Raw genomic sequence first — 14,046 nt, forward strand, 5'->3', positions numbered from 1 at the left:
TTTTAGAATGTCCCTTTGAATTCTCCTACAATATCTATTTTAGTAATGAACGGTTGATAGCCTCTGAAATGCTGTAAAACAAACCAGCTGTAAAATATATCCTTGTCATATTTTTGAATGTCCGGATAATCCAGCCCAAAATGATCGTAATAGATATATTCCAATCCCATCTCAAAACTGCGCCCATTTTTTTTGTACCGTGTTATATAAATCTGATAAGCCCAGACATCATTGATTGTGATGCCCAGTCCACTGAATTTGTCGCTGAACTTAGGATTGTCCACCCCCCTGTCAACAAGGTCTTTGTATAAAACCCCGTTGGAAGAATCCGTGATTTCCAGGTTTTGGATATCACCGTTGTTTTTGGTCAGATAAGATTGTATTACAGATTTTATTGACGAAATAAATGCTTGTGAGTTTTCATGCTGAATAACGGCATCCGTAAGGTCTTTATCTGAGAATTCACCTCCTGAATTGGCCTGCATTCTGTCAACCATTTTTTTTGCAACGGTTTCCACTTTGCCCTTTGAATACCATTCAATTTCGCTCTTGAATATTTTAAACAGCTCATCACTGGATTTGTTGCAGAAGTCTTCTACTTTTTTTATCGTATAATCTGCATTATGGGTTGCATTGTCTGCTCTGGAAGTGGTATTGTACCAGCTGTCCTGTTTTTCTGTATTATAGTTTTCCGTATATAATTCTGCTTTGAGTTTATTAAATCCGGTTATATTCTCCGGGTAATCTCCATAAAGCATATCTACAGCCGTATCGTTACTGCTGATCTTTTTCCCATCTTTAATAATAATTTTTTTTCCTTTTCTCCTCGTGCCCTGAAGAACCAGCATAGGGAATGTAAGACCCTTTACGTTTACTTCCACACTTACCTTGTCGATCGGGCTTTTAAAATAAGCATAGGCACGCATATCATAGCATGGCAGCTTCACCTGTATGGTCTGCGTACTGCCTTCAATGGAAGAATAATCAAAAAAGAAAGGGATAGAAGCTCCGTTGATCTTCAGTTGCCACAAAAGTTTTTTATACTCACTTTTTGTTGCAGACCTGTTAAATGTTGCTTTGAACCAGTGTTTTTCTCCTTCTTTGGGTTTGTCTATTTTTCCGCCATTGTCATCCAGTGGGCCTTCAACCTTGGTTACCAGTAAGGTATTATCTTTCTTGGCTTCATATTCATCCAGTTTTTTGCCACCATTTTTACCGTAGAAAGTATTTTCCTGTGGAGATTTAAAGTCAAGAGCACCTTTGGAAGCATCTTTCATGATCTGCTCTGCTTCCTTATAAGATTTGCCAAAAACATTCCGTATGATATTTCCGCCTTCCATGCTGCTATAAAGTTTTTACATTGGTTATTTAATATATTTTCTGTTTCAAAGTCCGGAACTTTTACTCTACATAAAAAATGTTTTCAGTCAAAAGCACCTTGGGAAGCTCTACATCGTTGCTATACAAGTTTTATATTATGTTCTTCTTTTGTACTATAAATAATAGGCAAAAAATTCTCTAAAGACTGAATATACATCTCTAATTTCAAAATACTCAGGGCTGGAACTGGTTATATGATCAAAGTGACAGTTCCTGAATAATTTCTTAATACGGGTTTGATGATAATACTGAGATACTGAAACAATACTTTTATACTTTAAACTATCAGCTGCTTTTACAGAATTAATAACTGTTTTCTCAGTGGTATCTCCATAATTATCCGTAAGAATTTTTTCGGAAGGTATTTTATTTTCAATCAAATACTTTTTCATTTCATTTCCTTCCCAATACCCTTCTTTACCCAAGCCGCCACTTACCAGTATTTCTTTTACCTGCTTTTTTCCATATAGTCTGACGGCCTCATCCAGCCTGGCTTTCAATCTGGGAGATAATGTTCCGTCTTCATTAACTTTATTACCGAACACAACAGCTAAATCAGTATTTTGTTGAGTATTGGTTAATCCATCATTTATTATATAAATTGAATGGATCATAAACCATAAGATTCCCGGTATAAAAAAGTATTTAAAAATATTTTTAAACATATATTGGTATATTCTTACTGCATTTTTACCTGTTTGCCACTATTGATATTGACTTCCTTGGCACTTTCTACATTAATCGCATCCTTTGTACTGATGTATGAGCCGGCTTCCATGTTTTCTGTAATATTTTTTGCCTTGGAGCTTCTGCCCATTTCTGCAGTTTCAATAATATTGCTTGCTGTCAGATTATAATCATCGTTTGCCGTTTCGGTAATGTCTTCGCCAGCCATGATATTAACGTTTCTCTGTGCAGAAGCTATAATATTGCGCCCTGCGTTGATCTGTACATTTTCTCCTGCAGTGAATGTCATATTCTTTGGAGCATTTACGGTAATATTTCCTTTGCCATCCATCAAATATGTATTGCCGCTCGGATCTTCTATGAAAATACTTCCTTCCTGGTCATTAAATATAATTTTATTACCGCTTCTGGTCTGGATTGATTTAATATGATTGTTCAGTCCGCCTCCCAAAGCTACCTGACCATGAAACATTCCGCCCATTGCGAAAGGAAAATCAGGATGATCATATTCAAAACCTACCATAACCTGATCCCCGACTTCAGGAATAGCTACAAACCCCCTGTTCTGGGTAATGGCGTCTGTTCCACCGGCATCAGGGCTCATCATTCTTATAAAATGAGTCGTATCGGGATTCCGCTGCCAGTCAAACTGTACCTGTATCCTTCCCTGATTCATAGGGTCTGTGTTTGAAATGACCGTTGCTATTTGGGGTTGTGCACTGGGAATGATAAAATCCGGTTTAGGCATAAACCCGGTCCCTTCGGCCACTGCCTCGAAACTTCCGGTATAATATCCTCTTGCATTTACTTCATGAATAACTTCTGTAATGGTCACCTTTGTAAAATAAGAGGTTTCGCTCGTATCAGGCTTGCGCATTTCAATATCTGCGCAGCATCCCGGATAAAGAAACGGTACCGTGGTATTTCCTGAAACTGTAAAAACTTCTACAGCTGCACTTCCTGCCGCACTTTTCTGTGAATCATTAACATCCATGAACATGTTGGGGTTAACCGGAGCAGGGGAGAGCGAACGGGTTTTGAAGATATTGTTATTCAGTTCATAGGCTTTGGCCGGAATTTCTCCCAAGTGCCTGATATTATTTTCAGAGCCTTGCATTTTAGTGTGGCTGCTGCTGCTGTATCCAAAAAATTCAGGTTTTGTGTGTACTGCTTTCAGTTCTACCTGTACATCGCTTACATTGCTGCCGTAAATAAGGCGGACCGCTTTTTCAGATGGTGGAAGTTTTCCGAAGTGGAGGATCTCACCGTCATAATAAAACTGTTCACCATAGGCTTCTGCAGTTCTTGCGAGAAAATTGTAATGCGTTTCGTTGTATTGTGAGCTGTAATTGATATAGCTTTTATTCTGGGGATCCACCCTAAAGTCGAATTTCGAAGAACCTAATGCTTCTTTAATGATCTTGTCCGCAATAATTCCCGTATTGACTGCCTGGGTGCCTCCAAAACTTTGTGTATGGGGAGCAGAATCCATCAGGATCGTAGGGCTCTCGCCTTTCAGCACAATATTGCCTAGGCTCATTTTTTCCTGGCTGAATGCCGCTTTGGTAATAACCCCGACAAAAGTTCTTTCAGGACTTTCATCTTCGTAATCTTTGTATTTAAAAACTACGGTGATCCGTTTTCCTAAGAACTGGCGGGCTTGCTCAAGATTATGATTCTGAGCGGCTCCCAAAGAGTCATGAGCAAGGGTAAGCTCGAAATGGTGATGCCGTCTTGCACTCTGCTGTAACCGGAAATGTTTAAAATGATTGACGGATTTCCCTTCTATCACAATATCCAGTTTTACCACACGATTGATCCCGGGAATATGGTTCACAGAGATCTTATCTGCATTAGCAGGCGCTTTATAGTGATTGGGACGGAATGAAAAATTGCTGCTTTCTTCCATGATTATTGATGTTTTGGTGTCAACTAAAAACCGGATAATATAATCCTATATCATCTGTCTCTATTTTTGATAGACAATTAATAAAAACAGCCAATACAGCCAAAAAAGACAGAACAGCATCCCTCACGTTGGGTTTTACCATCCTGTCTGCTGTTTTTCTTGCTGTAGGAATTACATTTTTAAGAGGTAGGCCATTCTCCTCTGTAAGAAGAATTTCCAAGATCGATTTGCTCTGCGCTGACAACGAATGTGATATACATGCTGTTATCATCTACTGCATCGAAGTCTACTTCATGCCGGATTACATATCCGTTTTCCCACTTCAAAGTAGTTAATGTTCCTTCTTCGTGAGATTTGTTGAATGTAACCTCTCCGGTTGTAGGCTTGTATTTTCCGTTAAGAAGACTTTCCAGAATGTCTGATTTTTCTGTAGCTTCCACTGTAATTTTGATCAGTGCATTGGAGGGGTCTGATGCCACTCTTCCTGATACGTCTGTAGAACGGGATACACTGTAGTTAAGCTTTAATAACTTCTGTCCTTCACCGCCGTTGAATTTTAAGATTCCTCTTGAATTTCTTTCTGCCATGATTAGTAAATTTTAATGTGTTAATATTGTGTGATTGTTATTCTATGTCACCAAATTTAAAAGTAAATACAGAATCAGAAAAAAAAATTTGAAGAAATTTTAAAAAGTGTCGTAATTCTTCGACTAACAACTGTTAGGTTGGCTGGTTGTTGGTAATCAGAGGTTTATGAACTCTAATATTAAGGAATTATTAAGTCCCGATGGGAAGGGGATTAGAAAGGAATTGATAAAAGTATAGCTGAATATTTTTGAAAAAGAAGTAATGGAGAACGGCAATAAAAAAACTGCCCCAAAATGAGGCAGTTTAAAATTTACAGATCAATAATCTTAGTGATTATCATATTTTCTATCCATTACAAAATCCTCCATGAATTTCGTAGTATAGTTTCCGGCCAGATAATCTTCATTATCCATCAGCTGTCTGTGGAAAGGAATTGTCGTTTTTACTCCTTCAATATAGAATTCTTCCAGCGCACGTCTCATTTTAGCGATAGCTTCCTCACGGGTTTGAGCTGTAGTGATAAGCTTGGCGATCATTGAGTCATAGTTAGAAGGAATTGTATAACCGGAATAAACGTGGGTATCCACTCGGATTCCATGTCCGCCAGGGATATTTAATCCGGTGATTTTTCCCGGTGAAGGTCTGAAGTCTGCATAAGGATCTTCAGCGTTGATTCTGCACTCGATTGAATGTAGTTTCGGGAAGTAGTTGATCCCTGAAATAGGAGTTCCTGCCGCAAGAAGGATCTGCTCTCTGATCAGGTCATAATCAATTACCTGCTCAGTGATAGGATGCTCTACCTGGATTCTTGTATTCATTTCCATGAAATAGAAATTTCTGTGCTTGTCTACAAGGAATTCAATGGTTCCAACTCCTTCATATCCAATAAATTCAGCAGCTTTTACAGCAGCTTCACCCATTTTCTCACGAAGCTCATCAGTCATGAATGGAGAAGGAGTTTCTTCCGTCAGTTTCTGGTTTCTTCTCTGTACAGAACAGTCTCTTTCAGAAAGGTGACATGCTTTTCCGTACTGGTCACCGGCAACCTGAATTTCAATATGTCTTGGCTCTTCAATCAGTTTTTCCATGTACATTCCTCCGTTTCCGAAGGCAGCCACAGCTTCCTGGATAGCAGATTCCCAGTGGTCTTTAAGGTCTTCAGCTTTCCATACAGCTCTCATTCCTTTTCCGCCACCGCCTGCGGTAGCTTTGATCATAACAGGGTACCCTGTTTCCTCAGCCACTTTTACAGCATGCTCATAAGATTCGATCAATCCGTCAGAACCAGGTACACATGGTACACCTGCAGCTTTCATGGTTGCTTTAGCGTTTGCCTTATCACCCATTTTTTCGATCTGCTCAGGAGAAGCACCAATAAATTTGATGTTGTTTTTCTGGCAGATTCTGGAGAAATTGGCATTTTCAGACAGGAATCCATAACCTGGGTGTATAGCATCAGCATTGGTGATTTCTGCCGCCGCAATAATGTTAGGGATTTTAAGGTATGAGTCTTTGCTCATAGGAGGGCCTATACAAACCGCTTCATCAGCAAATCTTACATGGAGACTGTCTTTGTCTGCGGTAGAATATACAGCAACGGTTTTGATCCCCATTTCTTTGCAGGTACGTAAAATACGCATTGCAATTTCGCCACGATTGGCTATTAATATTTTTTTGAACATCTTCTTCAATTTGAAAATTAGATAATTTGAAAATTAGATAATGTTATTTTGAATGCAGAAATTAAGTCTAACATCTAATGTCTAACATCTAACCTCTAAATTAAGATGGGTCTACTAAGAATAAAGGCTGATCGTATTCTACCGGAGTAGCATCGTCTACCAGGATCTTCACGATTTTCCCGCTGATCTCAGAATCGATCTGGTTGAATAACTTCATTGCTTCGATCACGCAAACTACTTTTCCTGTAGAAACCTCGTCGCCTACGTTTACAAATACATCTTTATCCGGTGACGGTTTTCTGTAGAAAGTACCGATCATAGGAGATTTTATAGCCACATATTTGCTGTCATCAGATACTGCTTCAGTTTTTTCAACAGAAGCTGCTGCCGGAGCTGCCATGGGACCCTGAGCTGCTGCCTGAGGAGCTGTATGGTATACTGCAGGCTGTGCATAAACCGTATCGCTGCCGGCTAATGGAGTTTTAATAGTAATTTCGAAATCTTTAGTTTTGTATTTTACTTCTGAAACTTCAGCCTTAGATACAAATTTAATAAGATTTTGTATGTCTTTAATGTCCATAAATTTGATATTTGATTTTGCACCAAAGATACCAAAAAAACACAAAAAACAACAAAAAACCGCCTAATTTTATCAAAATTGGGCGGTTTTTGTATTAAAATGAGGCTTTTTCAGTGAAAAGCGACTCTTAGTTTTCTTCTGTAGCTGCAACTTCTTTTTCCAATACTACTTTACCTCTGTAGTAAAGTTTTCCTTCATGCCAGTGAGCTCTGTGGTAAAGGTGAAGTTCACCAGTTGTTGCATCTTTCGCTAATTGAGGAACTACTGCTTTATAATGAGTTCTTCTCTTATCTCTTCTTGTGGACGACTGTCTTCTCTTAGGATGTGCCATTTTGAATAACTTTTTTAATTGATGAGCGATGAGATTCATCATCTCATCATATTTAAATTATTTTTTATTTAATTATTGTCTTTTAACTTTCTCAGTGCTTCCCATCTCGGGTCACTTCCGGGTTCTTCCTCTTCCGGCTCTTCAATATCTTTTGGACTGAACCTGTTTAGAATTTCCAGATCTTCATCGCTTACATTCGGTGAAATCTTTTTCATTGGTATAGAAAGCTGTACGTTTTCGTAGATCAGCTGTGCCGCATTGAATGCGTGATCTGAGGCTGGAATGGTAATGACGTCTTCATTGCTGTCATCATATTCTTCACCAAAATTCACCAAAACCCTGATCTCGTTTTCAATCGGATAGTCGAATTCATCATTTGTGATATCACAAATAAGCTCCACTGTTCCATCTACTTTGATCTCAAATTCTAAAAATGTAGTATGCTTTTCAAGAAAAACATCTGCTGTTATTTTAGGATTTGTAAATTCCTGTTCAGTGTCAAATAATTGAAAGAACGTTTTATCTATCTCAAATTTGAACACGTGCTTCCCGTTTTTAAGTCCGGAAAAGCTTACGTCATAGTTTCTTAACTTGTCCATAAAATGAGTGTGCAAAAATATGCAATTTTTTTATAATAACAAATAAAATACATAACAAATTAATTTAAAATTTGTTTTAACAAATTATCCTTCATTTTCATCCGGAAGATCTTCATCCACCCCGTTGTCTACGACCATTTTTCTTGGCTGCATACGGTTGGTCATCAGGTCGTTATATTCGCTTCTGTTCTTGAATATTTTGATAGCCGTGAAGATAGCTTCGGTAAAACTCTGCTCATCGGCCACGTTTTTTCCTGCAATATCGTAGGCCACTCCATGGTCCGGAGAAGTCCTGATAAACGGAAGTCCTGCTGTATAATTCACACCCTCCTCGTAGGCCAGTGTTTTGAATGGTGCAAGCCCCTGATCATGGTACATCGCTAAAACAGCATCGAAGTTTCTGTATTTATTAGGCTGGAAAAAGCTGTCTGCCGGATAAGGTCCGAAAGCCAGTATTCCATTGTCAGAAAGTTCTTTTATGGCAGGTTCTATGATCTCCATTTCTTCTTTTCCGATCACGCCTCCGTCCCCGGCATGGGGATTCAGTCCCAATACCGCAATTTTAGGTCTCTGTACACAGAAATCTTCTATGAGTGTCTGGTTCAGGGCTCTGATCTGTTTTTTTATTTTTTCTTTGGAAATATTTTCGGCTACGCTGGCAATCGGGATATGGTGCGTGGAAACAGCGACTTTAAGATCTTCTGTAACTAAGAACATTAATCCTTTTTTACTGAATTTTTCCTCAAAATATCCTGTATGTCCGGCATGTTTGAAGCCCATTTTTACCATTTCATCCTTATTGATGGGTGCTGTAACGAGAACGTCGATATCACCTTTCATTAAAGCTTCGGTAGCCAGCTCCAGAGAATCAATGGCCATTCTGGTAGATTCCTCCGTAGGAACTCCCAGTTCTACGTTTACATTTTCCTTAGTCAGGTTCACCATATTGAGTTTTCCTGCCTGAGCCTGCGATGCTTCATTGATGTAGTTGAAATTCAGATTCAGCTTGAAAATATTTTTCTGGAAGGTAAATAACTTTCCCGAGCCAAAAATCACCGGAGTGAAAAAATCCGTAATGGTTTTGTCAATCAGGGATTTCATGATGATCTCCGGACCGATGCCGTTAAAATCACCGATTGAAATTCCTACTCGTACTTTATGGTTTTTTGGGCTCATTTTGATTATCTTTGAAGATTATAATTTACAAATTTAGCAAAAAATAATATGTTCACAGGAATTATTGAAGCAGTTGGCATTATTGAAAAGATTGAAGAGAAAGGAAGCAACATAGATTTCACATTAACATGCCCTTTTACAAACGAACTGAAAATAGACCAAAGCCTTGCCCATAACGGTTGCTGCCTTACAGTTGTTGAGATTAAAGATGATCAGTATGTGGTAACGGCAATCAATGAAACATTGGAAAAGACCAATCTTGGAAAATGGGATGTAGGCACTGTGGTAAATCTTGAACGATGCATGAAGATGGATGGAAGGCTGGACGGACATATTGTACAGGGACACGTTGACAAGACCGGTGAAGTAGCAGGAATTGAAAATAAGGACGGAAGCTATTTTATAACCATTAAATATGAAGACAACGGTAATTTTGTAACGGTTCCGCAGGGCTCCATTACGGTAAACGGAATAAGCCTTACCGTGGCGAAAAGTGAAGATATACAGTTTTCTGTAGCTATTATTCCATATACCTGGGAGTTTACGAATATGCAGCATCTTAAAATCGGAGATAAAGTTAATTTAGAATTTGACATCATTGGTAAGTATATTGCTAGGTTAATTAAAAAATAGGATGCCAGTAAGTAAATACAGAGGATATAGCTTAAGGAACCGCGTGTTTTTCGGGTTCTTACTCGTATGTTTGTTAAGTGTTGTCGCTACATCGCTGGTTCCCTATTTCGTTTTAAGGAACAATTCCCTGCAGCAGAGTAATATTGATATGCAGGAGAAGACCAATGCCGTGATGAGATACCTGGATTATGCAGTGAGCCGCACACTTGTTGAGACGGAGGATCTGCCGCAGGTTTTGGGAAATAAGATTTTTGAAATAGCAGATATCAACCAGCATGATATTGTAATCTATGATCTGAGAGGAAATTACCTTCTTTCCAATAAAGATGAAAGTCTTATTGATCAGAAAACCATTCCCCTTAATATTGTCAATAAAATTCTGGCTACCGATTCCAGGGTTGATATTAAAGGGTATGACAAGACCAAAGACGCAGGACGTACTTCCTCGTATCTCCTTTTAAAAAACAATGAGCTTGAACCTATAGGAATTGTATATATTCCTTTGTACCATAACGAATCTGCTTATCTGGATGTTCTTCATCAATATATTAAATACATCTTGCTGGTCGATATTTTCCTGATTCTGTTCAGCATCTGGATAAGCTGGGTAACGTCTAACAGCCTGGCAAAAAATATCACTAAATTCTCTGATATGATCACCCGTATTACCTTATTTGAAAATGAAATGCGGCCTATCAGATACTATAAAAACGATGAGCTTAATGCACTGGCAAGAGCTTACAACAGAATGATCCTGCAAATCCAGGATCAGAAAGAAAGGCTGCGGTTCAAAGCGTCTGAAGAAGCCTGGAGAGAAATGGCAAAACAGGTGGCTCATGAGGTGAAAAATCCTTTAACACCTATGAAACTGACGATTCAGAATTTTGAAAGAAAATTTGATCCCGAAGACCCAAACATCAGGGAAAAAGTAAAGCAGATGAGCAAAACCATGGTGGATCAGATCGACCTGATTGCTACTGTTGCTTCGGCTTTCTCAGAATTTGCGAAGCTTCCCGAAAAAAATAACGAAGTCATTAATCTGAATACAGAAGTTGAAGATATCCTTCGTGTTTTCAATGATGAAGGGATTTTTATACACTCCAATAAGGGGGATATTATGATCAATATGGACAGGATTTATCTTTCCAGGATCATTACCAATCTTGTCACCAATGCAAAACAGGCCCAAAGTGATGAGCGTAAACTGATCATCAACGTAGATGTGGAACAGCACCAGAGAAGAGTTATGATTTCCGTACAGGATAACGGGATCGGGATTCCTGAAAACATGTACGAAAGGATATTTGAACCTAATTTTACTTCTAAAAACAGCGGGATGGGGCTTGGACTTTCTATGGTGAGAAAAATGATCGAAGACTACAAAGGGGAGATCACGGTGAAATCAGAAGTAGGGAAGGGCTCTACCTTTACTATTACACTACCTACGAATTTATAGTGAAGCCTTTTAAATTTAAATATTTTGAAATTCAGCAGTCGAAAAACGTCTTCCGGGTAGGAACGGACGGTGTTTTGCTGGGTATTTTGGCTGATGCAGAGAATGTTTCGGAAGTATTGGAGATAGGGACCGGAACCGGGCTTATCTCACTGATGCTTGCGCAAAGAAATATCCATGCATCTTTTCTTGGGCTGGATATCAATGAAGAGGCGGCCTTACTCACCAGAATCAATTTTGAACACTCACCTTTTCATGCAAGACTGAAAAATATCCATCAGGATCTTAAAACCTTTGAAACAGAAAAGAAATTTGATCTGATTGTTTCAAATCCTCCGTATTTTGAAGAATCCGGATCCGATAAGGATAAAATTGCACGTCAAACGGTAGAGCTCAATTTTCAGCAGCTCATTGTTGCTTCTGTAAAACTGCTGTCCGGTCAGGGTATTTTGTCAGTTATTATTCCTGCTGAAGCTGGGGATTATTTTGTTGCAGAAGCCTCGGAAAATGGTCTGTTCTTAAAGCGTAAGATCAATATTAAAGGAATTGAAAATTCAAAAACGAAAAGATTAGTTCTTGAATTTTCGTTCAGAAAAGAAGCGGTCGGGGAATTTGATTTTGTGATAGAAAAAAGTCCGAGACAATACTCGGACCCATATCTTGAACTCACGAAGGAGTTTCATGTCTTTAAGAAATAGAAAATAGATGATGAACGTTAGTCTTATCTAAATTTTTAATCCTTAAGTCTTTCAATTTTACTCAAATAATTCTGCCGTATCCAGCACGGAAACTTTTCCGTCTTCACACCTGATGGCTTCTCCCGGGAAATTCTGGATCATATGATAATCGTGCGTTGCCATTACCACAGCGGCTCCGTTTTCAAGGGCTACCTGCTTTAGAAGCGTCATGATTTCGTTGGATGTTTCAGGATCAAGGTTTCCTGTAGGCTCATCGGCAAGGATGAGATCAGGGTGGTTAAGTAAGGCCCTGGCAATAGCAATACGCTGCTGCTCACCTCCGGAAAGCTCATGCGGCATCTTATGCTTCTTGCTTTTCATGTTGACACTTCCCAGCACTTCGTTGATGCGGTCTTCTATTTTTATTTTATCATTCCACCCTGTTGCTTCAAGGACGAATTTTAAATTTTTCTCAACCGTTCTGTCAGAAAGCAGCTGAAAATCCTGGAATACAATACCTAGCTTTCTTCTCAGGTTAGGAATGTCTGAAGGTTTCAGTTTGGCAAGTTCAAAGCCTACCACCGCTCCATGTCCTGATGCTAAAGGAATGTGTCCGTAAAGCGTTTTCAGAAGCGAGCTTTTTCCTGAACCTGTCTTTCCGATAAGGTAGCAGAATCTGCCTTTTTTGATGTTAAGATTAACGTCAGTAAGAACAGTGAAGTTTTTTTGCGCAATTTTTGCGTGCTGTAAGCTTATAATATTATCTCCGGAGATATGTGTATGCGGCATAATTCAATTTTATGGTGCTATTTCTAAAATATTTTTTCAGATCTTAAAAATAGAAAAAAGAAGCTTAAAAACCCTAAACTTTAGGAAATTTTAACAACAAAAAATGCCTGAAAAACTTCTTTTCAAGCATGATCTGTATATGATATCCGAGATATTATCTCTTAGCGCGGGCTGCACTAACAGTTAAACTCTTTCTGCCTTTAGCTCTTCTTGCTGCCAAAACTCTTCTCCCGTTTGGCGTAGACATTCTTTCTCTGAAACCGTGTTTGTTTCTTTTCTTTCTTTCTGATGGCTGGAATGTTCTTTTACTCATTACTATATATTTAAATCGTAATTAATCTATTAATTTTCAGGTTGCAAAGATATAGAAATTTTTAAAAGTTACAAATTTTACTCATCTTTTTTTAGAAATTATTTGAAATGCTTTTTATCTCTATATGGACAAACTGCGCCTGGAAACGAAATTTTGTGTAAAGAAATAATATATAGATGATTTATTTAAAAGCTCTATCTTTGAAAACTCAAATTTAAAGAAAAATAAACACACGATGTTTACACCAGCAGAACTTTTAGATATCAATGCATTACTTACGCCTGAAAACAAAATAGTTATCCTTACTCACTATAATCCGGACGGAGACGCTATAGGCTCCAGCCTGGGATTAAAACATTATCTGGGGGCAAAGGGAATTTCGGCAGAAGTGGTTGTTCCTAATGATTTTCCGAAATTTCTGAAATGGATGCCGGAATCCAAAAAAGTGATCATCGGGGAGTACAAGAGAAAGTATGCATCCGACCTGATCAGTGGGGCGGATGTTATCTTCTGTCTTGATTTTAATTCTCCTTCAAGAATAGGATTGTTAGGTGAATGGCTGGGCAAATCCAAAGCTAAAAAAATTCTTATTGACCACCACCAGCAGCCGGAAAATTTCGATTTTGTGTATTCTGACACGGTGATTCCTGCCACTTCACAGATGATCTATCATTTCATTGAAGCAATGGAAGATGAGGAACTGGTGAATCAGGATATTGCAGAATGTCTTTATACCGGGATCATGACGGATACAGGCGGTTTCCGTTTCCGTTCCACAAGCGCAACGACGCACAGGATTATTGCCAATCTGATAGAGAAAGGAGCCGATCCTTCCATTATAACCTCAAATACATGGGATACCAATACAGTTTCCCGTCTTCATCTTCTTGCTCTTGTACTGGGTAGAATAGAAGTGGTAAACGACGGCAAGGTAGCGGTATTGTCTCTTACAAGAAACGAGCTGAAAGAATTTGGTTTCCAGAAAGGAGATACAGAAGGTTTTGTAAACTATGGGCTGAGCATTGCAGGGGTAAAAATGGCGGCTTTCTTTATGGAAGACCTGTATGATGATTTTATTAAAATTTCTTTCAGAAGTAAGGATGATGTGGATGTGAACCAGTTTTCCAGAAAATATTTCAGCGGCGGAGGGCATATCAATGCAGCGGGTGGAAAGTCAAATGAATCTTTACAGGATACCATAGAAACATTCAAATCCAGATTGACCGGAGAAACTTTATAATGTTCAGAT

The 14,046-nt window shown here is 38.7% G+C and carries 15 protein-coding genes; 4 read left to right on the forward strand and 11 right to left on the reverse strand.

All coding sequences use genetic code 11. The features are described 5' to 3' along the window. Positions 1-2 precede the first annotated feature (2 nt). From IX38_RS03570 to pdxA, 9 genes are all read right to left on the reverse strand, one after another. Positions 3-1,340, reverse strand: a complete 1,338-nt coding sequence (locus tag IX38_RS03570) for a DUF3289 family protein (RefSeq protein ID WP_034701838.1) — start codon at positions 1,338-1,340, stop codon at positions 3-5. A 153-nt stretch (positions 1,341-1,493) separates the two neighbouring features. Then, on the reverse strand, positions 1,494-2,045 hold the full coding sequence (locus IX38_RS03575; RefSeq protein WP_051884446.1) for a YdcF family protein: 552 nt from the start codon (positions 2,043-2,045) through the stop codon (positions 1,494-1,496). A 14-nt stretch (positions 2,046-2,059) separates the two neighbouring features. Further along, positions 2,060-3,976 carry a type VI secretion system Vgr family protein gene (locus tag IX38_RS03580; RefSeq protein ID WP_034701840.1) on the reverse strand — a complete coding sequence of 639 codons (1,917 nt, stop codon included), beginning with the start codon at positions 3,974-3,976 and terminating at the stop codon, positions 2,060-2,062. Positions 3,977-4,155: 179 nt separating this feature from the next. After that, a complete protein-coding gene (gene tssD / locus IX38_RS03585; protein ID WP_034701842.1) occupies positions 4,156-4,563 on the reverse strand; it encodes a type VI secretion system tube protein TssD in 408 nt (135 codons plus the stop codon). Positions 4,564-4,890: 327 nt separating this feature from the next. Continuing rightward, positions 4,891-6,246 carry an acetyl-CoA carboxylase biotin carboxylase subunit gene (gene accC, locus IX38_RS03590; protein ID WP_034701845.1) on the reverse strand — a complete coding sequence of 452 codons (1,356 nt, stop codon included), beginning with the start codon at positions 6,244-6,246 and terminating at the stop codon, positions 4,891-4,893. 100 nt (positions 6,247-6,346) lie between these two features. Then, positions 6,347-6,826 carry an acetyl-CoA carboxylase biotin carboxyl carrier protein gene (accB, locus tag IX38_RS03595; protein WP_034701847.1) on the reverse strand — a complete coding sequence of 160 codons (480 nt, stop codon included), beginning with the start codon at positions 6,824-6,826 and terminating at the stop codon, positions 6,347-6,349. A 127-nt stretch (positions 6,827-6,953) separates the two neighbouring features. Beyond that, positions 6,954-7,157, reverse strand: a complete 204-nt coding sequence (gene rpmF, locus IX38_RS03600; RefSeq protein WP_002976251.1) for a 50S ribosomal protein L32 — start codon at positions 7,155-7,157, stop codon at positions 6,954-6,956. Between the two features lie 68 nt (positions 7,158-7,225). Beyond that, on the reverse strand, positions 7,226-7,756 hold the full coding sequence (locus IX38_RS03605) for a YceD family protein (protein ID WP_034701848.1): 531 nt from the start codon (positions 7,754-7,756) through the stop codon (positions 7,226-7,228). A gap of 84 nt (positions 7,757-7,840) precedes the next feature. Next, the gene (pdxA, locus tag IX38_RS03610) at positions 7,841-8,932 is read right to left on the reverse strand and encodes a 4-hydroxythreonine-4-phosphate dehydrogenase PdxA (protein ID WP_034701850.1); all 1,092 of its coding nucleotides are present in this window, start codon (positions 8,930-8,932) and stop codon (positions 7,841-7,843) included. 48 nt (positions 8,933-8,980) lie between these two features. Between pdxA and IX38_RS03615 the strand changes: the two genes are divergently transcribed. From IX38_RS03615 to IX38_RS03625, 3 genes are read left to right on the forward strand one after another with little or no spacing between them, the layout of a single operon-like run. Then, entirely contained in the window at positions 8,981-9,565 is a 585-nt protein-coding gene (locus IX38_RS03615) for a riboflavin synthase (protein WP_034701852.1), read from the forward strand. A gap of 1 nt (position 9,566) precedes the next feature. Continuing rightward, on the forward strand, positions 9,567-11,021 hold the full coding sequence (locus IX38_RS03620) for a sensor histidine kinase (protein WP_034701854.1): 1,455 nt from the start codon (positions 9,567-9,569) through the stop codon (positions 11,019-11,021). Further along, entirely contained in the window at positions 11,021-11,716 is a 696-nt protein-coding gene (locus IX38_RS03625; protein ID WP_034701856.1) for a tRNA1(Val) (adenine(37)-N6)-methyltransferase, read from the forward strand. Before IX38_RS03620 ends, IX38_RS03625 begins: the two co-directional genes overlap by 1 nt. Positions 11,717-11,773: 57 nt before the next feature. On the opposite strand, the gene IX38_RS03630 is transcribed toward IX38_RS03625, so the two are convergent. After that, the gene (locus IX38_RS03630; protein WP_034701858.1) at positions 11,774-12,484 is read right to left on the reverse strand and encodes a cell division ATP-binding protein FtsE; all 711 of its coding nucleotides are present in this window, start codon (positions 12,482-12,484) and stop codon (positions 11,774-11,776) included. 154 nt (positions 12,485-12,638) lie between these two features. Next, positions 12,639-12,797, reverse strand: a complete 159-nt coding sequence (gene rpmH / locus IX38_RS03635) for a 50S ribosomal protein L34 (protein WP_034701860.1) — start codon at positions 12,795-12,797, stop codon at positions 12,639-12,641. Between the two features lie 235 nt (positions 12,798-13,032). Here rpmH and IX38_RS03640 point away from each other — a divergent pair, with 235 nt between their 5' ends. Beyond that, complete coding sequence (locus IX38_RS03640; protein ID WP_034701862.1) at positions 13,033-14,037, forward strand: DHH family phosphoesterase; 1,005 nt, start codon at positions 13,033-13,035, stop codon at positions 14,035-14,037. The last annotated feature ends 9 nt before the right edge of the window (positions 14,038-14,046 follow it).

The sequence above is a fragment of the Chryseobacterium luteum genome, assembly GCF_000737785.1.
Classification (GTDB): domain Bacteria; phylum Bacteroidota; class Bacteroidia; order Flavobacteriales; family Weeksellaceae; genus Chryseobacterium; species Chryseobacterium luteum.

What these genes read in the sequence shown, in the direction of transcription:
- IX38_RS03615 (WP_034701852.1), top strand. Translation starts at nt 8,981, where the DNA reads ATGTTCACAGGAATTATTGAAGCAGTTGGCATTATTGAAAAGATTGAA.
- accB (WP_034701847.1), bottom strand. Translation starts at nt 6,826, where the DNA reads ATGGACATTAAAGACATACAAAATCTTATTAAATTTGTATCTAAGGCT.
- IX38_RS03620 (WP_034701854.1), top strand. Translation starts at nt 9,567, where the DNA reads ATGCCAGTAAGTAAATACAGAGGATATAGCTTAAGGAACCGCGTGTTT.
- pdxA (WP_034701850.1), bottom strand. Translation starts at nt 8,932, where the DNA reads ATGAGCCCAAAAAACCATAAAGTACGAGTAGGAATTTCAATCGGTGAT.
- IX38_RS03605 (WP_034701848.1), bottom strand. Translation starts at nt 7,756, where the DNA reads ATGGACAAGTTAAGAAACTATGACGTAAGCTTTTCCGGACTTAAAAAC.
- IX38_RS03640 (WP_034701862.1), top strand. Translation starts at nt 13,033, where the DNA reads ATGTTTACACCAGCAGAACTTTTAGATATCAATGCATTACTTACGCCT.
- IX38_RS03575 (WP_051884446.1), bottom strand. Translation starts at nt 2,045, where the DNA reads ATGTTTAAAAATATTTTTAAATACTTTTTTATACCGGGAATCTTATGG.
- tssD (WP_034701842.1), bottom strand. Translation starts at nt 4,563, where the DNA reads ATGGCAGAAAGAAATTCAAGAGGAATCTTAAAATTCAACGGCGGTGAA.
- IX38_RS03580 (WP_034701840.1), bottom strand. Translation starts at nt 3,976, where the DNA reads ATGGAAGAAAGCAGCAATTTTTCATTCCGTCCCAATCACTATAAAGCG.
- accC (WP_034701845.1), bottom strand. Translation starts at nt 6,246, where the DNA reads ATGTTCAAAAAAATATTAATAGCCAATCGTGGCGAAATTGCAATGCGT.
- rpmF (WP_002976251.1), bottom strand. Translation starts at nt 7,157, where the DNA reads ATGGCACATCCTAAGAGAAGACAGTCGTCCACAAGAAGAGATAAGAGA.
- IX38_RS03630 (WP_034701858.1), bottom strand. Translation starts at nt 12,484, where the DNA reads ATGCCGCATACACATATCTCCGGAGATAATATTATAAGCTTACAGCAC.
- IX38_RS03570 (WP_034701838.1), bottom strand. Translation starts at nt 1,340, where the DNA reads ATGGAAGGCGGAAATATCATACGGAATGTTTTTGGCAAATCTTATAAG.
- rpmH (WP_034701860.1), bottom strand. Translation starts at nt 12,797, where the DNA reads ATGAGTAAAAGAACATTCCAGCCATCAGAAAGAAAGAAAAGAAACAAA.